Below are 24,122 nucleotides of genomic sequence, written 5' to 3'. Positions count from 1 at the left end.
CCTGCGAGGGAAACGCCGCCCGGTCGCACAGCCGCCGGCACCGCGTTCCTGCCTTCGCCAGAACAGGCAGCGATCCTACCCGCTGCGCAGCAGACCCACCGCCGCGTCGCGCTCGAAAAGATAGAGGCAGGTTCTGGCCGCCTGCCCCCGCGCCTCGCTCAGTCCCCCATCGCGGTCGATCAGCAGATGCGCGTCGTCGCGCGCCGGATCGAGCAGGGCGGAGAGATGCTCCGGCGTCGCCAGCTTCAACTGCTGCTCGCCCGACTGGCGCGTGCCCAATATCTCCCCCGCGCCCCGCAGGCGCAGGTCTTCCTCGGCTATGCGGAAACCGTCATTGGTGTCCCGCATCAGGGCCAGCCGCGCCCGGGCGGTCTCGCTCAGCGCATTGCCGCGCAGCAGGATGCAGACCGACTGGTTCTGCCCCCGCCCCACGCGCCCGCGCAACTGGTGAAGCTGCGCCAGGCCGAAGCGGTCGGCCCCTTCGATGATGATGAGGTTGCTGTTGGGAACGTCGACGCCGACCTCGATCACGGTGGTCGCCACCAATATCTTCGCCCGGGCGGAGGCGAAGGCTTCCATCGCGGCGTCCTTCTCCGGCCCCTTCATCCGGCCGTGCACGATCGCGACCCGCTCGCCGAAGCGCATCCGCAGCGTCTCCGCCCGCGCCTCGGCGGCGGCAAGGTCGCTATTCTCGCTTTCCTCGACCAGCGGGCAGACCCAATAGGCCTGCCCCCCGCCCTCCACATGGCGGGCCAGCGCCTCCACCACTTCGTCCAGACGCCCGGAGGACATGACGACGGTCTGGATCGGCTGCCGGCCCGGCGGCATCTCGTCCAGGCGGGACACGTCCATCTCGCCATAATAAGTGAGCGTCAGCGTGCGCGGGATCGGCGTGGCGGTCATCACCAGCAGGTGCGGCGCACGCTCCGCCTTGGCCGCCAGCATCATGCGCTGCGCGACGCCGAAGCGATGCTGCTCGTCGATCACCGCCAGGGCGAGGTTCTTGTATCGCACCGCATCCTGGAAGATGGCGTGGGTGCCGACCAATATGTCGATGCTCCCGTCCGCCAGTCCCATGAGGGTGGATTCGCGCGCCTTACCCTTTTCGCGCCCGGTCAGGATGGCAATATTCACCGGCAGGCCCGACGCCATCCGGCGCAACGTTTCATAATGCTGGCGGGCAAGGATTTCGGTCGGCGCCAGCAGCGCGCCCTGCGCCCCCGCCTCGACCGTGTTGAGCAGCGCCATCAGCGCGACCAGCGTCTTGCCCGACCCCACATCGCCCTGCAACAGGCGCAGCATGGGCACGGGCTGGGCCATGTCGCCCTCTATTTCCATGAAGGCGCGGCTCTGCGCGCCGGTCGGCGCAAAGGGCAGCTTGAGCATGGCGCGCAACCGGCCGTCACCGGCAACGGGCACGCCCCGGCGCCTGCGGGACGACTGGCGCACCAGCATCAGCGCAAGCTGCCCGGCGAATATCTCGTCATAGGCGAGCCGCTCGCGGGCCAGCGCGTCGGTGGGATCGGCATGGATGCGATGCAGGGCCTCCCGCCATCCGGGCCAGCCCTTGCGGGCGAGCAGGCTGGGCTCGATCCATTCGGGCAGTTCGGGGGCGCGGGCCAGCGCCTGCGCCACCAGGTCGCGCAGGCGATTGTTGGTCAACCCTTCGGACAGGCCATAGACCGGCTCCCGCGCGGGAATGGTGGCGGCTTCCTCCGGCGGAAGGACATGGTCGGGATGCACGATCTGCAGATTGTCGCCATAGGCCTCCAGCTTGCCGGAGACGAACTTCGCTTCGCCCAGCGGCAGCAGCTTGCGCGGCCAGGCGCTGTTGCGGCCGAAATAGACCAGCGCGACGCTGTTCCCGTGCCGGTCCTGCGCAATCACGCGGAACGGCGCGCGGGCGCTGCCGGACGCGCGATAATCGGTGGGCGTCAGCGTGATGCCGATGATCCGGCCTGAATCGCCCAGGATCAGCTCGTCCACCATGCGGCGGTCGATGAAGCTGACCGGAAGATGGAAGGCGACGTCGACGGCGCGCGCCAGGCCCAGCCGCTCCAGCGGTTTTGCCAATGTTGGGCCGACGCCTTTCAGCGCTTCGATTTCGGTGAAGAGTGGGTTGAGGATATCGGGTCGCATGGCTATCTGCATGCGTCTAGCCCAGCCGGGACGATGCGCAAACATCCGATCGGCAATTTCGCCATGCTCGCGCAAGGAACAAATTGTGAACGAAGACCCCCGCATCCGCCGCCTGCAATTCCGGGCCTGGCATCGCGGCATCAAGGAAGCGGACCTGGCGGTGGGGGGATATTTCGATCGCTACCATGCCGAATGGGGCGAAGAGGAACTGGATTGGTTCGAACGCTTTATCGAGGAACAGGATGCCGACATCATGGCCTGGGCCCTCGGCACGCTGCCGCTGCCGGAACAATGGCGCGGGCCGATGTGGGACAGGTTCGTGAAGATGGATTTCGTGGAGATCGGGAAGAAATAGACGCCCTACGCCGTCATCCCCGCAAAGGCGGGGATTCATCTCCTGACGGAGCATCCACACGCCGGGCCGGGAAACGCATCCCGCCTTCGCGGGAATGACAAAGCAAGAAATGACCGATCTCCAGAAAATCCTCAAAGCCTCCGCCCCGATGACCCTTTCCGGCGTGCCGGCCGGTTTCCAGCCCTGGCTGCTGGCGGACATCGCGCGCGCCGCCCCGTCCCGCACCCTGTTCGTCGCCCCCGACGAGCAGCTGATGCGCGCCGTGGCGGATACGGCGCATTATTTCGCGCCGGAGATCGAGATCGTCGAAATCCCGGCCTGGGACTGCCTGCCCTATGACCGGGCCAGCCCTTCGCTGCGCACCGCCGCGGCCCGGCTGGCTGGCCTCTACGCCCTGCAAGGCAAGCCGCAGGGACCGCAACTCGTCCTCACCACGCTCAACGCCCTCACCCAGCGCACGCTGACGCCGTTCCGCGTGCGGCAACTGGTGGCGAAACTCGCGCCCAAGGAACGGATCGCCATCTCGCGGCTGGCCGACATGCTGCAGGCCAATGGCTATGTGCGCACCGACACCGTGCATGACCGGGGCGAGTTCGCCATACGCGGCGGCATTGTCGACCTGTTCCCCGGCGGCGAGGAACAGCCGCTCAGGCTCGATTTCTTCGGGGACGAGATAGAGACGGTGCGTCGCTTCGATCCCGCCGACCAGCGGACGAGCGGGAGCGTCGAGGGCTTCACCCTGCTCCCCGCGTCGGAGGCCTTGCTGGACGAGGAGACGATCAAGCGCTTCCGCGGCCGCTATCGCGAAATTTTCGGCGCCACGGCCACCGGCGACCCGCTCTATCAGGCGGTGAGCGACGGGCGCCGCCTGCAGGGCATGGAACATTGGCTGCCGCTGTTCGAGGAACGGCTGGTGCCCCTGACCGACCATCTGGGCGACGACAGCCTGATCCTGCTGGACCATGGCGTCGCGGGCGCGGCGGAGGCGCGGTTCGAGGCGATCAGGGACTATCATGCGAACCGCGCGGCGGCGAAATCCTCCGATCCCGGCGCCTATCGGCCGCTGGAGCCCAGGGCCCTCTATCTGGAGGCGGAGGAATGGGCCGCTTTGGCGCGCGACTGGCCGATGCACGCCACCACCCCCTTCCATGAACCGGAAAGCGCCTCCGTCCTCGACTTCGCGGTGGATGGCCCACGCGACTTCGCGCCGGAGCGGGCGCAGAACGCCAATGTCTATGAGGCGGTGAGCAAACATATCGCCGCGCTCCAGCGGGCGAAGAAGAAGGTGGTCATCGCCAGCTATTCAGGCGGCGCGCGGGAACGGCTGTCCGGATTGCTGGCCGACCATGGGCTGAAGCGGATCGCGGCGGCGGACAGCTGGCAGGAGGCGCTGGGCATCGCGGCCGGGGGCAGCACGGTGCTGACCGTCCTGCCGCTCGACCACGGCTTCACCGCGCCCGACGTGGCGGTGCTGACCGAACAGGACATGCTGGGCGACCGGCTCGTGCGGCGGGCCAAGCGCAAGAAGAGCGCCGACGCTTTCCTGGCCGAACTGGCGACGCTCTCGCCGGGCGATCTGGTCGTGCACATGGACCATGGCATCGGCCGCTATGAAGGGCTGACCCAGATTCCCGTCGCCAAGGCGGCGCATGATTGCGTCGCGCTGGAATATGCGGGCGGCGACAAGCTCTATGTGCCGGTCGAGAATCTGGAGGTTCTCTCCCGCTACGGCTCCGAAAGCGAGGGCGTCAGCCTGGACAGGCTGGGCGGGGAGGCCTGGCAGCGGCGCAAGGCGCGGATGAAGGAACGCATCCGGGAGATTGCGGGCGAACTGCTCAAGACCGCGGCGGAACGCGCCCTGCGGCCCGCGACCGTGGCGGAACCCGACAGCGCGGGCTATCCCGCCTTCGTCGACCGCTTCCCCTATCAGGAAACCGACGATCAGGACCGGGCGATCGGCGACGTGATCGAGGATCTGGGCGCTGGCAGGCCGATGGACCGGCTGGTCTGCGGCGATGTCGGCTTCGGCAAGACGGAGGTCGCGCTGCGCGCCGCCTTCGTCGCGGCGATGGCGGGGATGCAGGTGGTGGTGATCTGCCCGACCACCCTGCTCGCCCGGCAGCATCACATGAATTTCGAGGAGCGTTTCCGGGGTTTCCCGGTGAAGATCGGCCGCCTGTCCCGGCTGGTGCCGGACAAGGAGGCGAAGGCGGTGAAGGCCGGCCTTGCCGACGGAACCGTCGACATCGTGGTGGGCACCCATGCGCTGCTGGCCAAGGGGCTGGAGTTCAAGCGGCTGGGTCTCGTCATCGTGGACGAGGAACAGCGGTTCGGCGTGACCCACAAGGAACGGCTGAAGTCGCTCAAGACCGACGTCCACGTGCTGACGCTGACGGCGACGCCCATCCCGCGCACCTTGCAGATGGCGATGTCGGGCCTGCGCGAACTGTCGGTCATCCAGACGCCGCCGGTGGATCGCCTGGCGGTGCGGACCTACATCATGCCGTGGGACGGGGTCGTGATCCGCGAGGCGCTGCTGCGCGAACATTATCGGGGCGGCCAGAGCTTCTTCGTCGTGCCGCGCATTTCCGACCTGACGGAGATCGAGGAATTTCTCCGCACCGAAGTGCCCGAAGTGCGGCCGGTGGTCGCCCATGGCCAGATGAGCGCGACGGAGGTGGAGGAACGCATGTCGGCCTTCTACGACAAGCGCTACGACGTGCTGCTCTCGACCACCATCGTCGAAAGCGGGCTCGACATTCCGTCCGCCAACACGCTCATCATCCATCGGGCGGACCGCTTCGGCCTGGCGCAGCTCTACCAGCTTCGCGGGCGGGTCGGGCGGGCGAAGACGCGCGCCTATGCCTATTTCACCACGCCCGCCAACCGGGTGATCACCGAAACGGCGGAAAAGCGGCTGAAGGTGCTGTCCGACCTGGATACGCTGGGCGCGGGGTTCCAGCTTGCCAGCCACGACCTCGACATACGCGGCGCGGGCAATCTGGTGGGCGACGAGCAGTCCGGCCATATCAAGGAGGTCGGGTTCGAACTCTACCAGTCGATGCTGGAGGACGCGATACTGGAGGCGAAGGCCGGCGGCGCGGGGCTGGAGAAGGCGCGCGAGAGCTTCTCGCCGCAGATCACCGTGGACGCGCCGATCCTCATTCCGGAGGATTATGTGCCCGACCTCGACCTGCGCATGGGCCTTTACCGCCGCCTCAACGAAGTCGAGGACCGGCAGGGGCTGGAGGCGTTCGCCGCCGAACTCATCGACCGGTTCGGCAAGCTGCCCGCGCCGACGCAGAACCTGTTCAAGATCATCGAGATCAAGCAGAATTGCGTGGCCGCCAATATCGCGAAAATCGATGTCGGACCGAAGGGCGCGCTGGTCAGCTTCTTCGAGGACCGCTTCCCCCGGCCCGAGGGGCTGGTCGCCTATATCCAGCGGCTGAACGGCGTGGCGCGGCTGCGGCCCGACAGCAAGGTGGTGGTGAACCGGGCCTGGGCCGATCCGGCGGCGCGACTCAACGGCGCGCTGCAGCTTTCCAAGGGGCTGGCGAAGGCGGCGGCCTGAACGCCAGCACCCCTTTGTCATCCCTCGGACAACAGCCAGCAACAGTCGCAACCTAAATCCCGCTCTGGCGACCGGACAGCAAAGTCCGGCGCCAAGCAGGAGAATGACATGAGTTTGACCCTTATTGCCCTGGCCGCGGCAGCGGCCACGCACAGCGTGCAGATCGACCATGGCGGAAAGCCTGTCGAGGCGACCTACAGCGTCCGCGCCGAGTTCCGCACCAGAACCATCGGCGCCCGGACCCCGAACCGAACGGACATGCAACGGTGCCAGTGGACCGCCACCATATTGGTCGACCGGGCGCTCAGCCATGGACCGGCGCTCAGCCGCACGGTTTCCAGCGACAGACAGTTTTCCGGCAGCGAGCATGGCGCCTGCACGCCCGGCCGCCAGTCGGGCGAACGCAATCTGGCCCGTTATGAAGGCGCAATCCGCGAACATCTGATCGCGGTTGCACAGGCGGACCACGCGCCGCTACTGGCCGAGCTTGATGCCGTCCGCAATCTTGCCTCCAACTGAAGACAGGGCGGCGCTGGCCTGCGCCATTCTGGCCAGCGCCTTCCTGGCTGGCGTCGGCGCCGGCCCCGCCTTCGCGCAATATGCCGACGGCGTGTCGGCCACGGTCGAGGTCGCAAGCGACGAACGGCGCCGGGGCCTGAGCTGGAGCGAGGGCGACCCGGTGCTGCGGGGTACGCTGTCCGTGCCCGTGGCTGACGGGCTGAGCCTCGACGGCGCCGCCGCCTCGCTATGGGGCAGCGCCCGGCATGGCGGAGCCGATGCCGTCGTCGACCTGGGTGCGGTCTATGCCCGGCAGATCGGCGGATGGCGGCTTTCCGCCGAAGGCCGTTATCACCTTTTCCCCGGGAGTTCCGGACAGGGCTATGGCGAAATCGGCGCTGGCGCGGCTTTCCTGATCGGGCCGGCCAGCATCGACGTCAGCGGCAGCTATGCCCCCAGGCAGTCGTCCATCGGCGGGGACAATCTCTATCTGTCCGCGTCGGCGGCGATGGGGTTGCCGGGCACGCCCCTCACCGTCTCCGCGCGGATCGGCCGGTCTGCGGGCGATGCGCGCGACCCGGCCCGCGCCGCGCGACTGCGCCCGGACGGCGCCTATTGGGACTATGGGATCGGCGTCGATTATATGAAGGGCCGCTGGTTCGCCGGCCTGCGCTATGCCGACAGCGGCATCGCAGGCCCCGAAGGCCGCCATGCGGGGGCAAGCCTGATCGGACGGGTGGGGTTAGGCCTTTAGCGCCAGCGCCACCAGATCGGCGGAGGAAACGCCCGCCGAACGCAGGAAACCCTGATAATAGTCGCAACCTTCACGGGTGAGGAGATCGAGCTGCTGCTCGGTCTCCACCCCTTCGGCAATGACGCGCAGGCCCAGCGACTTCGCCATGTGGATGACGCCCCGCACGATGATCCTGTCGCGGGCGGTCCCCGCAATGTCCTGCGCCAGCCCGCTGTCGATCTTCAGATAATCGAGCGGCAGGCTCTTGAGATAGGCAAGGCTGGAATAGCCGGTGCCGAAATCGTCCACCGCCACCGCCAGCCCTTCGGCCCGCAGCGCCGTCAGCAAGGCGGTGGCATTGTCCACATCCTCGATCAGGCCGCTCTCGGTGATCTCCACCGTCAGGCGCGACCGGGGAAAGCCGCTCATGTCCACCAGGTTCAGGAACTGCGGCATGAAGCCGGGCTGGGCGATGTCCTCCGCCGTGACGTTGATCGACAGGCGCAGGTGCGACAGAGCGCGCGGCCAGGCGGCGGCCTGCCGCAGCGCTTCGGCCTGAATATGCGCCGAAAGCGGCAGCATATAGTCGGAACGCTCCGCCGTGGCGAACAGCATCCCCGCCCCCAGAGCGCCATATTGCGGGTGGTTCCAGCGCGCCAGCGCCTCGACCCCGATCATATGCTCGCCCCCGACCGGATATTGCGGCTGGAACAATATGCCGATCTCCCCGCGATGCAAGGCGAGGCGCAGGTCGGTTTCCAACTGGTCGGCATCCACCTGTCGGCTGCGCTTTTCCGAAGAAAAGATGCGGATGCCCTCCCCTCCCCCGACCCTGGCGTCGGCCAGAGCGGTACCGGCGCGGCGGATCAGCCGGGTTGCGTCGTCGTCCGGACGCGACTGGGCAATGCCGCAACGCGCCGTCAGACGGATCAGATGGTCGCCCGCGCTGAATGGACGGCCGATGGCGCCGATCAGTTGCCGGGCCAGGAAGGTCGCCTTCTCCGCCGTCGCCGCTTCGCCCGTCAGGCCGATCAGGAATTCGGTCCCGGCGATGCGCGCGACCATCGCGCCGACCGCCATGTCGACGGTCATGCGCTCTATGCGGCGGGCGATCCGGCCCAGCAGCGCGTCGCCCACCACCTGGCCATAGGCGGCGTTCATCCGGTCGAACTGGCTGATCGACAGCAGCAGCACCGTCGTCGCCAACCCCTGCCGCCGTTCCAGCCAGTCGAGCGCCGCCTGACGCGAACGCAGCCCGGTCAGGTCGTCGCGGCCGGTCGCATCATGGCCATGCGCGTCGGACAGCCATTCCACATCCGCCGCCACCACCCCGTCGATCAGCCGCAGATGATGGACCAGCCGGTCGCCCGGACGGCCCGGCGCGGCATGGGCGAAGGCCTCCGGACGCCCGGAACGCATCATGCCGCGCAGGGCGGCGATCACCGAACGGCGCTCCGATCGCGGCAGGCGGCGGATGAAGGCGGCCGGATCGACGCTCTGCCGCTCAAGGCCAAGATGGCGCGCAAGATTGTCGCTGAGGCGGATGCGGTCCCCGTCCCTTTCCCAGTACAGCGCATCCCCGCGCCGGATGCGCTGGGCGCGCCGGCTGTGCGTCGTCCCGCCAACGAGCCGGTCGACAAGCCGCTGCGCCGAAGCCAGCGTCGCGCGCAGCTCGACCGGCGTGAAGGGCACGGCAAGGAAATGCGTCGCCCCCGCCTCCAGCAATCCGGGCACGACGGCCATGTCGAGAGCGTCGACCAGCGCGATGAGCGCACCCCCACCCGCATCCACCGCGGGCACCAGCGACGTGATCAGGCCGGCCTCGCCATCGCGCGCGCCGCGCATGTCGACCAGGGCGATCTGGGCATCGCTGTGCAGGAAGCGCTGCGCCGCATCGGTCGCGCGACGGGCGGCGATGGCGCGCCAGCCGGCCGTCCGCACCTGCTGCGACAGTCCGTCGCGGTCCCCCGGCGACAGGATGAAGAGGCTGCGCTGTCCGTCCAGTGCGGTCTCGCCGCTCACATGATGCTCCTCGGGACGGTCCATCGCCCCTTCCTAGACCCCATCGGTTAGCGTCCTGTTTACGCTGCCGCAACCGGTGACGCTTGCACGGGGCAGGTCCATCGCCTAGCTAGCATATATGGAGATGGCCGATCTTGGGCGCACGGTCCTGACCGATGCACTCGGCCGCCGGATCAGCTATTTGCGGATTTCGGTGACGGACCGGTGCGACCTGCGCTGCCGCTATTGCATGGCGGAGCGGATGACCTTCCTTCCCAGGGACCAGGTCCTGACGCTGGAGGAGATCGCGCTGCTGGCCGATCTCTTCATCGCCCGGGGCGTGCGCAGGATCAGGCTGACCGGCGGCGAACCGCTGGTGCGGCGCGACATCGTCGACCTCGTCCGGCGCATCGGCCGACATGTGGGCGCGGGCCTCGACGAACTGACGCTCACCACCAACGGCACGCGGCTCGCGCATCATGCGCAGGCGCTTGCGGATGCGGGCGTCCGGCGCATCAATGTCAGCCTGGACAGCCTTGATCCTGAACGTTTCGCCCATGTCACGCGGAACGGCGACATCCGACCCGTGTTCGAAGGGCTGGAGGCAGCGCGGGCCGCCGGCCTGTCGGTCAAGATCAACATGGTCGCGCTCAGGGGCATCAATGAGGACGAGATCCTGCCGATGCTGCACTGGTGCGATGCGCGGGGGTTCGACCTGACGCTGATCGAGACCATGCCGCTGGGCGAAACCGGGGAAGACCGGACGGATCATTATCTGCCGCTGACGCAGGTGGCCGATTCGATCCGCCGGCATCACGCGCTGACGCCGGTCCCGCATCGCACCGGCGGCCCCGCGCGCTATCATGCGGTCGAGGGGTTGAAGGCGCGGCTGGGACTGATCACGCCGCTCACCCATAATTTCTGCGCCGACTGCAACCGCATGCGCATGACCTGCGAAGGCAAGATCTTCATGTGCCTGGGCCATGAGGATCATGTCGACCTGAAGGCGGCCTTCCGCCAGGGCGGCCTGCCCGCGGTGGAGCCGCTGATCGACCGCGCCCTGCGGCTGAAGCCGGCGGCGCATGATTTCCGCATCGGCGCCGATGCCGCGCCGGCTGTGCGGCGGCATATGAGCGTGACCGGCGGATGACCGACGACGTCCGGCGCGCTCTGGTCGCGTCCCCCAGTCCGGCGGCCAAGGCGGCGGAGGAAAGGCTGCGCGCCGCCTATGATTTCGTGCCCGTGGAGCAGGCGGACATGATCATCGCACTGGGCGGCGACGGCTTCATGCTCCAGACGCTGCACTCCATGCTGGAGGGGCGGCGAATCCTGCCGGTGTTCGGCATGAACCTGGGCACGGTCGGCTTCCTGATGAACGAATGGCGGCTCGAACGGCTGGAACAGCGGATAGAAGCGGCCAAGCCGTTCAAGGTCAATCCGCTGCGCATGGTCGTCGACACCGTGGATGGAGAGCGTTTCTCCATCCCCGCCATCAACGAAGTCTCGCTGCTGCGCGAAACGCGCCAGACCGCCAAGCTGGAGGTGAAGGTCAACGACCGCACCGTCCTGCCCGAACTGGTGTGCGACGGCGTGCTGGTGGCGACGCCGGCCGGATCGACGGCCTATAATCTCTCGGCGCATGGACCGATCCTGCCGCTCGGATCGGCGCTGGTGGCGCTGACGCCGATCAGCCCCTTCCGCCCCCGGCGCTGGCGCGGTGCGATCCTGCCGGAAAATACGGCGATCCAGTTCACGGTGCTCGATCCCGTGAAGCGCCCGGTCAGCGCCGTTGCCGACCAGCGCGAAGTGCGCGACGTCGCACAGGTCGAGGTGAAGATCGACCGCGCGACCCCGCTGACCTTGCTGTTCGACCCCGAACATACGCTGGACGACCGGATCGCGGCCGAACAGTTCATCGCGTGAAAATTCCGTCATTTGGCGCTTGCCATTGCCGGAAATCCGCTGCTATAGGCGCGGCCTGCCCAGCGGAAGCCGGGTCGCTCCCCGATAGCTCAGCGGTAGAGCATTCGACTGTTAATCGAATGGCCGTAGGTTCGAATCCTACTCGGGGAGCCACTTTCCATCCTGCGGCGGCACCGTAAAACCTCCCAAATTCAGGCAGATTGACGCGCCTTGGCTCATGCCCCGCGCGCATCGGGCCATTCAGGCATTTTTTTCGGACTGGCGGCGGTTCCGGCCCTTGCCATTTCGCCAAAGCCGCTGCATATGCGCGGCCTGCCCGGCGCAAGCCGGGCCGCTCCCCGATAGCTCAGCGGTAGAGCATTCGACTGTTAATCGAATGGCCGTAGGTTCGAATCCTACTCGGGGAGCCAGTCTTTCACACCGGATCGGCTTCGCGAAACCAGAGGAACATTCCGCGCCATTCGGGCGTGAAAGCATGTCCCCCGGCCGTTTCCGCCCATCATCATGCCATCAGAATGCGGTTGCCTTCACGGGCGCGTCGTTCGCCTTGCGCTTGCCGAGCGACACGCGCGCTCCTGCCCGGATATAGCTCCACAGCGCGCGCTTGTCCGCATCGGAGAGGGTTTCGAAGCGGGGCATGCCCCGTTCCATGAGCGGCCCTTCCGACAGAAGCTGCGAGAAGGCCTGGTAATCCAGCGCCACGCCCGATTCCCGAAGGTCCGGCCCGGGAACGCCGGTATTGTTGAGACCCGCGCCATGGCAGGCGTGACACATGTTCGCTCCATAGAGCCTGGCGCCGCGCTTGACCGCGGCTTCATCCAGAACCAGCTTCGGATCGTCCACCGCGCGAACCTGAAAATCCGCGGGCGCCGTCTTTGGAAGCCGCGCCTTGCCCCCCAGGGCGAAGGTCAGCAGACGCCGGGGCTGCGCATTATATTTCCAGCCGCGATCCGCATACCGGCCCAGCATCGCCACGCCGCCGCCATAGCCGACCAGCAGCGAGAGATATTGCCTGCCCCCCACTTCATAGGTGATCGGCGGCGCGATGATCCCCAGCCCCGCGTTGAAACGCCACAGTTCCTTGCCGGTGCGGGCATCATATCCGTGCAATATCCCATCGGCATCGCCCTGGAAGACGAGGTTGCCCCGCGTGGTCATCGTGCCGCCGTTCCACAGGCTGTCATACTGGACCTTCCACCGGGCCTTCTGCGCCACGGGGTCCCAGGCGATGAGTTCGCCCTTGCCGTCGCGCGGGTCGTTCGGATCGGCATGGATCGAAAAATGCGTGCCTGCGCCCGAAACGCCGAATATGGGCTCGCCGCCGTTCGCCTTCACCCTCTCCAGAAAGGCCTTGTCTTCCTCATAGACGGCGCCGAGCTGCATAAAGGGTATATAAACTAGCCCCGTATCCGGATTATAGGCCATGGACTGCCAATTATGCGCGCCCTGCGGGCCCGGCCAGATGGTTATCGGCCCTTTTTCATACCGGACATTGGGCACCTCCACAGGCCGGCCGGATTTCACGTCGATCCGCTCGGCCCAGTTGACCTTGCCGATCTTTTCGGCCGAAATCAGCTTCCCGCTGTCGCGGTCGATCACATAGAAGAAGCCGTTGGTCGGCGCCTGCATCAACACGCGCCGCGGCTTCCCGTCGATGGTGAGCCGCGCCAGCGTCATCTGGGCTGCCGCCTTGTAATCCCATGCTTCCTGCGGATTGACCTGATAATGCCAGATATAGCGGCCCGTATCGGCATCCAGCGCGACGATGGAGGCGAGGAAGAGATTGTCGCCGCCGCCGGGCGTGCGCAGGCGCGGATTATAGGGGCCCGAATTGCCTGCGCCGATATAGATGCGGTTCATCTCCGCATCATAGGTGATCCCGTCCCAGACGGTGCCGCCCCCGCCCCATTTCCACCATTGCCCGGTCCAGCTTTTCGCGGCCATCGCCAGCGCCGGCTGCTCGAACGGCTTCGCCGGATCGCCCGGCACGGTGTAGAAACGCCACAATTGCCTGCCGCTGTTCGCGTCATAGGCCGTGACATAGCCTCTGGCCGCCCAGTCCCCGCCGCCATTGCCGATGATCACCTTGCCATTGAACACGCGGGGAGCGCCCGTGATGAACTGAAAGGAATCCTCCGCCACCGTCTGCCGCGACCAGATGGGGCGGCCGGTTCGGCTGTCCAGAGCCACCAGCCGGCCGTCGCGTGTGCCGACATAGACCTTGCCCTGCCAATAGGCGGCGCCTCGGTTGACCGAGAAGATATAGTGCATGGTCTGCGGGCGCAGCGCCCATTCCCGTGAGTCCCAGCGCCAGAGCCGCTTTCCGGTCCGCGCATCGACCGCATAGACCGATGCGTCCTGACCGGTGAAATAGAGCGTGCCGCCGACCGCCAGCGGCGTCGCCTCCAGCTGATGCTCCCCCTCCAGATCGAGCGACCAGGCAAGGCCCAGCGACGCGACATTGCCGTCGTTGATCTCCTCCAGCCGGCTGAAGCGCATCTCGTCCTGCGTCCCGCCATAATGCGCCCAGTCCGCTGAACTGCCGCTGACGGAAGGCTCTGCCGGACCGCGGCAGGCGGCAAGGCCGATCGTCATCGCAGCCACGAGGGAAGGGGCGAGAAGACGCCTGAACAGCCCGGCGGCAATGCCGGTCATGGCAGGCCTGCCGCCTTCCGGGCTCCGCTGGCCTCGATCGACATGATTGGGTCCGCTCATGATCTTCCCCCTCCCACCGGCCGGGTTTTCCCGCCCCGCATCCGCCGGACTCGGCGGCAGTTGTCGCCGACGCGATCATATGCCACATTATCCACCATACAATATTAAATCGACTTTTTTACTGTAAGTCACTTTTTAGGGGGGCGGCAGATGAGCGGCGGCGGAAAGTCCGGGGAGGAACACAGGCTGCGGTCCCGGCAATGGTTCGACAATGCCGAGGATCCGGTGCTCGCCTCGCTGTACACGGAACGCTATCTGAACTTCGGACTGACGCCGGAAGAGCTCCAGAGCGGGCGGCCCATCATCGGCATCGCCCAGACCGGCAGCGACCTTTCGCCCTGCAACAGAAGCCATCTCGAACTCGCGCAGCGGGTGAAGGACGGCATTCGCGAATCAGGCGGCATTCCGCTGGAATTTCCGGTCCATCCCATCCAGGAGACCGGCCGCCGCCCGACCGCGGCGATCGACCGCAACCTCGCCTATGTGGGACTGGTCGAAACGCTGCACGGCTATCCGCTGGACGGCGTCGTGCTGACCACGGGCTGCGACAAGACGACCCCCGCCTGCATCATGGCGGCGGCGACCGCCAACATCCCCGCCATGGTGCTCACCAACGGGCCGATGCTCAATGGCTGGTACAGGGGCGAGCGGGCGGGCGCGGTCAGCATCGCCTGGAAATTGCGCGCCGAACATGCCGCCGGCCGGATCAGCGAGGGCGAGATGAGGAAGGCGATCATGGATGGCGCCACCTCCGCCGGCTATTGCAACACGATGGGCACCGCGTCGACGATGAATGCCCTGGCCGAAGTGCTCGGCCTCTCCCTGCCCGGCAGCGGCACCATTCCGGCCGCCTATCGGGAACGCGGCGCCGCCGCCTATCGCACCGGGCGCAGGATCGTGGAACTGGTGCGGCAGAATATCCGCCCTTCCGACATATTGACGCGCGAAGCTTTCGAAAATGCCGTGGTCGTGAACACCGCGCTCGGGGGATCGAGCAACGCGCCGGTCCACATCATAGCCATAGCCCGCCATGTCGGCGTCGATTTCGGCATCGCGGACTGGGAACGGGGCCATGACGTTCCCCTGCTCGTCAACATGCAGCCCGCCGGCGCCTATCTGGCGGAGGATTTCCACCGGGCGGGCGGCGTTCCGGCGGTCGTCGCGGAACTGATGCGGATGGGCCGCATCCATGAAGGCACGCTGACGGTCAACGGCAGCACGCTGGGCGAGAATTGCCGGAACGCCGTGGCGATCGAAAGCGATGTGATCCGCACCGCCGAAACGGCCCTGCGCCGGAATGCCGGCTTCATCGTGCTGCGCGGCAATCTCTTTGCATCGGCGATCATGAAATTGTCGGTCATCACATCCGAATTCCGGGACCGCTATCTGACCGATCCCGACGATCCGGACGCGTTCGAAGGCACGGCCGTCCTGTTCGAAGGCCCGGAGGATTTCCGGAAAAGGATCGACGATCCGGCAAGCGGGATCGACGAAAGCAGCATATTGGTGATGCGGGGCGCGGGACCGGTCGGCTATCCCGGCGCTCCGGAGGTCGTGAACATGCGCCCGCCGGCCGCCCTGGTGAAGCGGGGAATAAGCGTCCTGCCCTGCATCGGCGACGGCCGGCAATCTGGCACCTCCGCCTCCCCGTCGATCCTCAACGCCTCGCCGGAGGCGGCGAGCGGCGGCAATCTGGCTCTGGTCAGGTCCGGCGACCGGATTCGCATCGATCTGCGCCGCCGCAGGGCGGACCTGCTGGTCGAGCAGGCCGAACTGACGCGGCGGCGGGACGCGCTGGAGGCGGCAGGCGGCTTCCCCATGCCCAGGGCGCAGACGCCGTGGCAGGAAATCCAGCGGGAGCTGGTCGATCAGCTTTCCGACGGCATGGTGATCGGGCGCGCCACCCGCTACCGCAATGTCTCGGCGCTCAGCGATCTGCCACGACATCCGGTGTAGCGCATCGCCCGGCGGCGCTACTCCGGCCCTTCCTCCTCGGCAAACCAGTCCATTGCCTCCTTTTCGGTGGCGACCGGCCTGATCAGGCGGTTTTCTCCGATCCTCTTGACCTGCATCGCATGCAGCGCGCTGTGCGAAACCACCGCCGTCTTGCGGATGATCCTGAAGGCTTCGGATTCGACCAGATCGTTGATCGCCTCCACGGTGCCCTGGGGCATGATGTCCTGCTGTCCGACCGTGATGAGGAGGTTATAGTGCCCCCTCCCCTGCCTGGCGCGCAGCCCGTCAGACAATTCCGTGGTGTAGCGCTGGCCGGTTTCCGCATCCAGAAATTCGAAGAAGGAAACGGAAACCAGCTTGCGCTGATCGTCGAAACCGATCCTGTACTTCATCCTCCACCTCATGACCGATCGTGATTTCGAGGGGGGAACCTAAGCGCAAAGCGATGGCCGCACCACCAGGGATTTTTCAGGGAGGCGGATCACCCTCCGCTGCGCGGGCCTCCCGATCCGTCGACCGCATCGTCGAAGCTGGAATCCAGGCCCGCCGCGCCGTCGCGGTGCGGCGGCGGCAGCTCCGCGGCGAAGATCCGCGCCGTTTCGTGCAGGGCATCGGCCACCCGGCCGTCCACCGGGGCAGGCGTCCAGTGCCAGCGTTCGGCGCTGTAGGCGGCGATGTCGCGCGGAACGCCGGTTTCCCGCGAAGAGATTTCCGACCATTCGCGCGGATGCCCGTTCGCCCAGAGCTGCGCCCGCGCATAGCGGCGCAGGAAATCCTCCAGCAACGCATGTTTCGCCCGCACCGAAGCGTCGCTGCTCACCTGCACCAGATAGTTGGATGTGCCGTTCCAGGCATAGGTCAGCACCCGCGCATGGTGGCTGCGGACAGCGGTCGCCAGATAGGGAAGCCATATCGCAAGCGCGTCGACCTTGCCCGTGGCGAAGGCGGTCATGGCATCGTTCGGGCTCAGGAAGCTGATCGACACGTCGCTGGTCTTCAGATGGGCCTGTTCCAGCGCCTGGAGCAGCGTGATGTGCCCGACCGACCCCCTGGTCGTGGCGATCGACCTGCCGCGAAGGTCGCGCATGTCCCGCGCCGCCGATTTTTCCGGAACGATGACGGCGACCGCCTTCTGCTCCGGTCCTCCGTCCATGGCCTGGATCGCACGCAATTGCGGGTTGCCGTTATAGGCGAAGAGGAAGGAGGCCGCGCCGGCGATCCCCACATCCACCGCATTCGCTGAAATCGCCTCGATCTGCGTCTGGGCGCTCGGGAACTGCGCCCATTCTATCCGGTAGGGCACGTCCTTCAACTCTCCGGCCGCAAGCATCATGCCCCGCGTGCCGCCCCTGTGCGTGCCGACGCGCAGGACTTGACCGTCGCCGTCGGCCGGGCGATCGCACCCGCCAAGCGGAACGAGCAGGACAGCGACCGCCGCGCCGGCCAGCGTCCGCCACAGCGCCTTCATCCGGCGGATCGCCCCGCTCATTCTCATGCCGCCGCGCCCGAATAGCGGTTCTGCGGTATCGGCAGGTCCAGATTCTCGCGGAAGGTCGCGCCCTCATAGCTGGTCCGCAGCAATCCGCGCCGCTGCAGCACCGGCACGACCTGCTCGACAAAGGCCTTCAGCTGGCCCGGCAGCCCCTCCGTCAGCATGAAGCCGTCGATCGCGCCGTCGTCCAGCCAGCTCTGCATCTGGTCCGCAATCTCTTCGGGCGTGCCGTCCAGGCTGTCGATCGGCCTGCCGAAGCGCAGCGCGGTCTGCCGCAGCGTCAGCCCTTCCTCGACCGCCGCGCTGACGATGCGCGTGACCGCCCCCTGGCTGCTGTTGAGCCATTCCTCCGTCACCGCGGGAAAGGGCGCGTCCAGATCATGCCTGGAAAAATCATAGTCGTTGAACGACTGGCCGAGCGACGACAGGGCATTCTCGATCGAATTATAACGATTGCGCTCCTCCACCAGGCGGTCGAGTTCCTCCCGGGTGGAGGCGACCTGCGCGGAAATCGCCCCGAAGACATAGAGCTTGTCGGGATCGCGCCCGGCCTCCGCGGCGCGGCGGCGCAGATCGCTGCGGAAGGCGATCGACTGTTCCTTGCTGCGCGGCACGCTGAAGATCGCATCGGCATAGCTGGCGGCGAAGTTCCGGCCCTCCTCCGACGTGCCGGCCTGGAAGGTCACGGGATAGCCCTGCGGCGTCCTGTCGAGGTTGAGCGGGCCACGAACGCGGAAGAACTCCCCGGCATGATCCAGGGTGTGGAGCTTGCCGGGTTCGAGGAAGACGCCCGCCTCCTTGTCCCCCACCAGCGCGCCGGGTTCGAAACTGTCCCACAGTCCCCGCACCACGTCGACATATTCCGCGGCCAGGCGATAGCGCTCGTCATGGGCGAAATGCCTGTCCTTGCCGAAATTGGCGGCGGTCCCGGCAAGCCAGGACGTGACCACGTTCCAGCCCGCCCGGCCCCGGCTGATCTTGTCGAGCGATGCCAGTTGGCGGGCCAGGTTGAAGGGTTCGGAATAGGATACCGTGAAAGTGCCGACCAGGCCGATATGGCTGGTGACGGTCGCCAGCGCCGAAAGGATCGTCGCCGGTTCGAACCGGCTCAGATAATGGGGCATGGACCTTTCGTCGATCTGAAGGCTGTCGGCCACGAAGACGAAGTCGAACAGGCCCTTTTCGGCCAGTTGCGCCTGCTCGACATAAAGGTCGATATTGGTGCTGCCATCGATGATGGCTTCGGGATGGCGCCAGCTTTGCCATCCCCGGCCCACGCCATGGAGGACAAGGCCCAGCTTCAACCGGTTGGCAATCGTCATCTGCTGTCTCCTGTCTGGGCAAAGCCGCTTCTGGCGGGGATCGTTGGAAGGGTTCGGGCGGCCCGGCGGGCGGCGGCGGCGCGGTTCACAGCTTCATCCTGAGCGTGGCGCCGTAGAAGCGCGGATCGCCAAGCGTCCCGTTGTAGGAATAGGTCGTGACCTGATCGACCGACGCATTGACGAAATATTGTTTGTCGAAGAGGTTGCGGCCCCACAGCCGCAATTCCCAGCGATTGTCGGCGCTCCGGATTCCGGCATAGGCGCTCGCCAGCCCATAGCCCGGCACGCGGGCGAAGGGATCGGTATTGAGCGATCCGTAGAAACCGGTCCGGTGATTATAGTCGCCGCCCAGGAACAGCGTCGCCTCCGTGCCCAATATCGGCCGTGGGGCGAAGGCATATTCGGCGGCGATGGTATAGACGAATTTCGACACGCCCGCGATCTGGCGCCCGGAAATGTCGCAGATCCCGCCATTGGCCGCCGTGACCCAGAGATAGGGGCATTGGGCGTTGGTGTAGGACCGGTATTTGGCGTCGTTATAGGTGGCGGCGCCCGTCAGCGACAGGCCGTTCCATCTCGCCCGGACATCCATTTCGACGCCCTGGGTCCTGACCTTGCCGGCATTGGTGATGAAATAGCGGGCGATGGGCCCGCTGCCCGTCTGCACGATCACCCCCTGATTGGCCTGATAGCCCTTGTCGTCGGACCGGAAGGCGGCAAGGTTGAAGGCGACGGCGTTGTGGAACAGATCGGTCTTCAGGCCGATTTCGAAGGAATCCACGATCTCCGGATCGAAAGTCACCGGAGCCGGCCCGTTGGCGAGCTGCACCGGCGTCACCAGGTTGATCCCCGCCGATTTGAAGCCGCGCGAATAACCGGCATAAAGGTTGATGCCGGGGGCCAGCCGATAAAGCGCGTTGACCGTCCCGGACACGCGCCCGCCCTCGGTCGCCGCATCGTATCGCGCCGTGGGAGCGAAGCCGTTCCGGCGGGACGCGATGGCGGTCAGCTGCTCGGGGGACAGGGTGGAGAAGACCGGGTCGGTCAGCGGCACGCCGCCCACGGCCACGGATTCGAAACGGCCCGAGCGCTTCTCATAGGTGTAGCGGATGCCCCCGGTAAGGTCGAGGCGCTCATCCACATGCCATGTCGCATTGGCGAAGGCAGAATAGCTTTTGGTGTGGAAGAGCTGCAGGCCGGTCTGGCTGAAATTGTTCAGCGCTTCCGAAGGGAAGGCGGCGCCCAGCAGATATTTGGCGGCATCCCTGCCATAGGTGTTGAACGGCACCTCGCGGGTGCGCTGCCAGAAATAATAAAGCCCCGCCGTATAGTCGACCGCGCCCCCGCCGGGGGAGGCGATGCGCAGTTCCTGGCTCCATTGCCGCTGGGCGGTGGGCAGATTGGTCTGGATGTTGATCGCCGCGCCGGTGCCGTCGCTGTCGATTGAGGGATTCCAGTCCCAGAACCGCCATGCGGTGATCGAGGTGAGGCTGTGATCCCCCAGCAGCTTCTTCACCAGGGTAAGCGAAGCGCCGCCGGTCTGCATGTTGATCGTGAACGGCGTATCCACATCGATGCGCCGCGCAAAGGCGTCTATGGGCGGCGGGACATAACCGGCGTCGCGCGCCCGGTCGTAATAGCCCCTTGCGGTCGCGACGCTGCCATCCGCGCGCAGCTTCGGCAGGACGCCGCGCCGGGGCATGGCCGAATAGGAATTCTGGTCGTTATAATCGGCGTTCAGCCGGGCGGTGAAGCTCTCATCCTCATTGCGATAGGCCAGCTCCCCGCGAACGGCCTGGTTATGGTGATCCTGCCAGTCGTCCCTGTAGACGCTGTTATAGACGGTGCCGTTGCGGTCCGCCTTCATGCCCGCGACCCGGACCGCGAAGCCGCTGTCCCCCAATGGCCCCGACGCCGCCAGCTTGATCTGGCCATAGTCGTAATTGCCATAGGAAACCTCCCCCAGCAATTCGGGCTCATAGGATGCGCGCTGGCTGGTGATCTCGATCGCGCCGGCCACCGTGTTCTTGCCGAACAGCGTGCCCTGTGGACCGCGCAGGACATTGACATTGGCCACGTCGAAAGTGTCGAAGACGACCACCGACGGACGCGCATGATAGACGCCGTCCACATAGATGCCGACGCCGGGTTCGGTGCCGCTGTTGGCCGCGCCGCCCGTCGTTCCCAGCCCACGGATCTGGATCGTGATGTTGCGCGGATTGAACCCCAATATCTGAAGGCTCGGCACCTGCCTCTGCATCTGGCGGATGCTGGAATTGCCGGACGCGGCAAGGTCCCGCTCCGTCAGGGCGGTGACGGCGATCGGCACTTCCTGAAGCTTTTCGGCGCGATGGCGCGCGGTGACCGTGATCACCTCCACGCCGGTGTCTCCCGGCCCGGCCTGCGCCGGGGACGGCGCATCGGGCTCCGCGGCCCCGGCGACCCCGCCCGCGCAGAAGGCCATGGCGCTCGTGCCGGCCGCCAGGACCCGCCCGATTTTCGAACTCAACCGCATATATCCCCCAGGCGGCGCTGTCGCGCGCCGCTCCATTCGGCACGACGTCCGGTCGGCCTTCGGGGCGTTGCATTATGAATATAATCTAAGGGAGGCGATTTAGTTCTTCGAATACACCCATTCGAAATGCTGATAGGTGGAGGAGGAGGGCAGATGTCCCGCTCCCCCGCTTCTTCCCCATTTCACCGCCCCGCAGGCAGCAGCGAAAAAGGAAGCGGGCGGCTCCCATGGGGGAGCCGCCCGCAAGACGCCTGTAATGCAAGATTTTTTTCAGCGGCCGGCAAATTGGCGCCCGCGCGTCGCCAGCGCCCAGCGCTGCGGCATCGCGTCCGCCACATTCTCCCGCACGAAGCATTGACCGCGCCGCGCCTGTATGGCCCGGCACAGCGCGACCGCCTCCGCCCGCTCGTCGAAGCCGCCGACCGCCAGACGGGCCAGGGTGGCGCCGTTCACCGCGATCTGGCTGGTGACGACCGGCAAATTCGCCAGCATGCTGTTGCGGCGAGCCATGGAGAACCATTTTTCCTTGGCGATGGCCGCATTGTCATAGGCGCCGAGCTGGACCACCCAGTGGCCGCCGCCCTTCCCACTCGCGCGGAAAGCCGCCGGCTGAAGGCGCGGAGCCCGCTGCATGCGCGCAGCCGCCGCGACACGCGCCGGAGCGGCCTGGCGCGGGGCGGCGACGCGGACGGGGACCGCAATGGCCTGGATCATCGGCGCCGGCGCTTCCGCCATGGCTGGCGGCGGCGCGGGTGCGGGATCGGCGGCGGCAAGCGCGACAGGACCGGCCTCCACGGCCTGCTCGACCGGGGCGGCTTCCGCCATCCGGGCCGGCGACGCCGGCGGCGCCAGGGCAAGAGCCACAGGCTGACCGGCATCGGCGCCGTCGATCGTCACGCCCATCAGCGCAGCGACCCGCTGCTGCGAAAGGCCGGGCGCGGCGTTCTGCGCCCATTGGGTGATGCGCTGGTTGGCGGCAAGCGGATCGAGGTCGAATCCCGCCATCATCCGCGCATCCTTCCACCGGCCCGCCAGCGCATAGGCATAGGCCAGGTTCTGGCGGGTGCGCGCATTGGCCGACGGATCATGGATCATCTCGGACAGGATGCGCACGCCCTCCGGCGCGTCGCCCGCCATCGCCATCGCCAGACCATAGTCGGCCGCCGGAACGATGTCGGCATGGCTGGCGAGCAGGTCGCGCGCCGCGCGATCCTTGCCCAGTCCCACCTGCACCAGCGCAAGGGTGATGATCGTCCGGGCGTCGCGATTGCCCAGCGTCATCGCATCGGTCAGCGCCGTTTCCGCCGATGCGAAGCGACCGCCGGCGACATAGGCGCGGCCCAGCAACTGGCGATAGCCCGCATCCTGCGGCGCCGCCTGCACGGCCGCCTCCGCCAGTTCGACCGCGCGGGCCCCGTCGCGATCCGCCAGCGCCTTCTCGACGCCGGCCGCCAGACGGTCCGGCTTCTGCGGCGCGACGGCGGCGGTGGTGCGGAACGCCGCACCGGTGCATCCCACCATGGTCGTGCCGATCAGCATCGACGCGACCGCTGCTTTGGCGAAGGCCTTGCGCTTCATGGCTTTCCCAACCCTCAATTGTCGCCGCGGGCGCGCGGCAGTTGCTGGGCCAGCCGGTCGACTTCCGGCAGGCTGCCAAGATAGGCGTCCAGCGCCTCGGTCACCATCTGCTGCGCGGAGCGGCCGACGATGGCGCTGGCAAGGCGCAGCTTCAGATGGCGGTCGGCATCCAGCCGCAGGGTGAAGGCGGCCTTGCGCCCCTTCGCCACGGCGGAGGCGCGGGCCTTCTTCCCGGCCTTCCCGACCTTTGCCGGCACGGCCGTTTCGGCGATGCGCTCGGCCAGTTCCTCGCGTTCGGTGACGACGGCGGGCACCGGCGCCACGGCGGGAACCGCGGTCATGGGGGTCAGCCCGGCGACGGAGCGGGCCTCGGACGGCGCCGGTTCCGGCTGCGTCACGTCAAATCCCATGTCGTTCCAGCCCAGATCCTCCTGCAGCGCCGTGGCTCCGGCGGTCAGGCCGAAGACGGGACGGCGCATGGCGGGCGATGCGGCGCCCTTGCGCGCCAGCAGGCCGGACGTCAGCGAAGCGAGAGGTTTCGGTTCGGCCATGATGCTCCCCTTCCCTTATTGCGTGACCCGGCGGCCGAAGCCGCCGCTTGCCGGACGAACCGTGCCGGCCGTGCCGACGGCATTGTGCGGCACGGAAAAGACGGTGCGGCGGAAATTCTTCTCCAGCCGGTCGGACACATAGGTCCAGAGCTGCGTGACCTCCCCTGCGGATCGGCCATTGGGGTCGACTTCCATCACCGTGCGGCCGTCGATCATCGACGCCGCGAAATCCGTGCGGTGGTGCAGCGTGACCGGTGCGACCGTGCCGTGCTGCGACAGGGCGACCGCCGCTTCGGATGTGATGCGCGCCTTGGGCGTGGCGGCGTTGACGACGAAGATCAGCGGCTTGCCCGCGCGCTCGCACAGGTCCACCGTGGCGCCCACGGCGCGCAGGTCGTGCGGGCTGGGACGGGTCGGAACGACGATCAGCTCGGCCACGGAAATGACGCTCTGGATCGCCATGGTGATGGCGGGCGGCGTGTCGATGACGGCCAGCTTGAAGCCCTGCTGGCGAAGTATCTCAAGATCGGCGGCCAGACGGGCGACCGTGGTCTGGGCGAAGGCGGGATATTCGGCCTCGCGCTCGTTCCACCAGTCGGCCAGCGATCCCTGCGGGTCGATGTCGATCAGCACGACCGGACCGGCGCCCGCCATCTGCGCCTGGACGGCCAGATGCCCCGACAGGGTCGTCTTGCCAGATCCCCCCTTTTGCGATGCCAATGCCAATATGCGCACGCAATTTCCCCCAGAAAATCCAATGGAGGGAAGCA

General features: G+C 66.9%; 17 protein-coding genes and 2 tRNA genes. 9 read left to right on the top strand and 10 right to left on the bottom strand.

The genetic code is table 11. From position 1 onward, the window contains the following. Positions 1 to 75: 75 nt before the first annotated feature. The gene (recG, locus tag LDB29_RS04575; protein ID WP_099185990.1) at positions 76 to 2,139 is read right to left on the bottom strand and encodes an ATP-dependent DNA helicase RecG; all 2,064 of its coding nucleotides are present in this window, start codon (positions 2,137 to 2,139) and stop codon (positions 76 to 78) included. A gap of 85 nt (positions 2,140 to 2,224) precedes the next feature. On the opposite strand from recG, the gene LDB29_RS04570 reads away from it, so the two are divergent. The 4 genes from LDB29_RS04570 to LDB29_RS04555 all read left to right on the top strand — a co-directional run bounded on the left by LDB29_RS04570 (position 2,225) and on the right by LDB29_RS04555 (position 7,320). Continuing rightward, positions 2,225 to 2,494, top strand: coding sequence for a succinate dehydrogenase assembly factor 2 (locus LDB29_RS04570; RefSeq protein WP_025549034.1), 270 nt, complete (start codon positions 2,225 to 2,227; stop codon positions 2,492 to 2,494). Between the two features lie 109 nt (positions 2,495 to 2,603). Continuing rightward, positions 2,604 to 6,068 (top strand): transcription-repair coupling factor, encoded by a 3,465-nt coding sequence (gene mfd / locus LDB29_RS04565; protein ID WP_025549033.1) that lies wholly within the window; start codon positions 2,604 to 2,606, stop codon positions 6,066 to 6,068. 108 nt (positions 6,069 to 6,176) lie between these two features. Then, positions 6,177 to 6,587, top strand: coding sequence for a hypothetical protein (locus LDB29_RS04560; protein WP_257556325.1), 411 nt, complete (start codon positions 6,177 to 6,179; stop codon positions 6,585 to 6,587). After that, the gene (locus tag LDB29_RS04555; RefSeq protein ID WP_025549030.1) at positions 6,574 to 7,320 is read left to right on the top strand and encodes a TorF family putative porin; all 747 of its coding nucleotides are present in this window, start codon (positions 6,574 to 6,576) and stop codon (positions 7,318 to 7,320) included. The genes LDB29_RS04560 and LDB29_RS04555 overlap by 14 nt, the downstream gene beginning before the upstream one ends. Here the strand turns inward: LDB29_RS04555 and LDB29_RS04550 are convergent. Next, the gene (locus LDB29_RS04550) at positions 7,309 to 9,345 is read right to left on the bottom strand and encodes a putative bifunctional diguanylate cyclase/phosphodiesterase (protein WP_373886310.1); all 2,037 of its coding nucleotides are present in this window, start codon (positions 9,343 to 9,345) and stop codon (positions 7,309 to 7,311) included. The genes LDB29_RS04555 and LDB29_RS04550 overlap by 12 nt on opposite strands. A 94-nt stretch (positions 9,346 to 9,439) precedes the next feature. Between LDB29_RS04550 and moaA the strand changes: the two genes are divergently transcribed. From moaA to LDB29_RS04530, 4 genes are all read left to right on the top strand, one after another. Next, positions 9,440 to 10,450, top strand: coding sequence for a GTP 3',8-cyclase MoaA (gene moaA / locus LDB29_RS04545; RefSeq protein WP_025550950.1), 1,011 nt, complete (start codon positions 9,440 to 9,442; stop codon positions 10,448 to 10,450). Then, positions 10,447 to 11,223, top strand: coding sequence for an NAD kinase (locus LDB29_RS04540; protein ID WP_025550952.1), 777 nt, complete (start codon positions 10,447 to 10,449; stop codon positions 11,221 to 11,223). Before moaA ends, LDB29_RS04540 begins: the two co-directional genes overlap by 4 nt. Positions 11,224 to 11,301: 78 nt before the next feature. Continuing rightward, positions 11,302 to 11,376: transfer RNA gene (locus tag LDB29_RS04535), tRNA-Asn, on the top strand. A gap of 182 nt (positions 11,377 to 11,558) precedes the next feature. Beyond that, positions 11,559 to 11,633, top strand: a tRNA-Asn gene (locus tag LDB29_RS04530). 100 nt (positions 11,634 to 11,733) lie between these two features. On the opposite strand, the gene LDB29_RS04525 is transcribed toward LDB29_RS04530, so the two are convergent. After that, positions 11,734 to 13,938, bottom strand: coding sequence for a PQQ-dependent dehydrogenase, methanol/ethanol family (locus LDB29_RS04525; RefSeq protein ID WP_257556320.1), 2,205 nt, complete (start codon positions 13,936 to 13,938; stop codon positions 11,734 to 11,736). A gap of 150 nt (positions 13,939 to 14,088) precedes the next feature. Here LDB29_RS04525 and LDB29_RS04520 point away from each other — a divergent pair, with 150 nt between their 5' ends. Further along, the gene (locus tag LDB29_RS04520; protein ID WP_025550954.1) at positions 14,089 to 15,894 is read left to right on the top strand and encodes an IlvD/Edd family dehydratase; all 1,806 of its coding nucleotides are present in this window, start codon (positions 14,089 to 14,091) and stop codon (positions 15,892 to 15,894) included. Between the two features lie 17 nt (positions 15,895 to 15,911). On the opposite strand, the gene LDB29_RS04515 is transcribed toward LDB29_RS04520, so the two are convergent. The 7 genes from LDB29_RS04515 to LDB29_RS04485 all read right to left on the bottom strand — a co-directional run bounded on the left by LDB29_RS04515 (position 15,912) and on the right by LDB29_RS04485 (position 24,087). Further along, positions 15,912 to 16,286, bottom strand: coding sequence for a hypothetical protein (locus LDB29_RS04515; protein ID WP_025550956.1), 375 nt, complete (start codon positions 16,284 to 16,286; stop codon positions 15,912 to 15,914). Between the two features lie 89 nt (positions 16,287 to 16,375). Further along, entirely contained in the window at positions 16,376 to 17,383 is a 1,008-nt protein-coding gene (locus LDB29_RS04510; protein ID WP_025550958.1) for an ABC transporter substrate-binding protein, read from the bottom strand. A gap of 2 nt (positions 17,384 to 17,385) precedes the next feature. Then, on the bottom strand, positions 17,386 to 18,708 hold the full coding sequence (locus tag LDB29_RS04505; protein ID WP_037483682.1) for an LLM class flavin-dependent oxidoreductase: 1,323 nt from the start codon (positions 18,706 to 18,708) through the stop codon (positions 17,386 to 17,388). Positions 18,709 to 18,793: 85 nt separating this feature from the next. Beyond that, positions 18,794 to 21,217, bottom strand: a complete 2,424-nt coding sequence (locus LDB29_RS04500; RefSeq protein WP_257556316.1) for a TonB-dependent receptor — start codon at positions 21,215 to 21,217, stop codon at positions 18,794 to 18,796. A 276-nt stretch (positions 21,218 to 21,493) separates the two neighbouring features. After that, positions 21,494 to 22,801: an SPOR domain-containing protein gene (locus tag LDB29_RS04495; RefSeq protein ID WP_099185824.1), complete on the bottom strand. Its 1,308-nt coding sequence runs from the start codon at positions 22,799 to 22,801 to the stop codon at positions 21,494 to 21,496. A gap of 14 nt (positions 22,802 to 22,815) precedes the next feature. After that, on the bottom strand, positions 22,816 to 23,352 hold the full coding sequence (locus tag LDB29_RS04490) for a hypothetical protein (RefSeq protein ID WP_025550962.1): 537 nt from the start codon (positions 23,350 to 23,352) through the stop codon (positions 22,816 to 22,818). Between the two features lie 15 nt (positions 23,353 to 23,367). After that, positions 23,368 to 24,087 (bottom strand): ParA family protein, encoded by a 720-nt coding sequence (locus tag LDB29_RS04485; protein WP_044661996.1) that lies wholly within the window; start codon positions 24,085 to 24,087, stop codon positions 23,368 to 23,370. Between the last annotated feature and the right edge of the window lie 35 nt (positions 24,088 to 24,122).

This window comes from Sphingobium sp. CFD-2, from assembly GCF_024611135.1.
GTDB classification, from domain to species: Bacteria; Pseudomonadota; Alphaproteobacteria; order Sphingomonadales; family Sphingomonadaceae; genus Sphingobium; species Sphingobium fuliginis.
The sequence above is the reverse complement of the archived record's forward strand: the minus strand, read 5'-3'. Positions and strand labels throughout refer to the sequence as shown.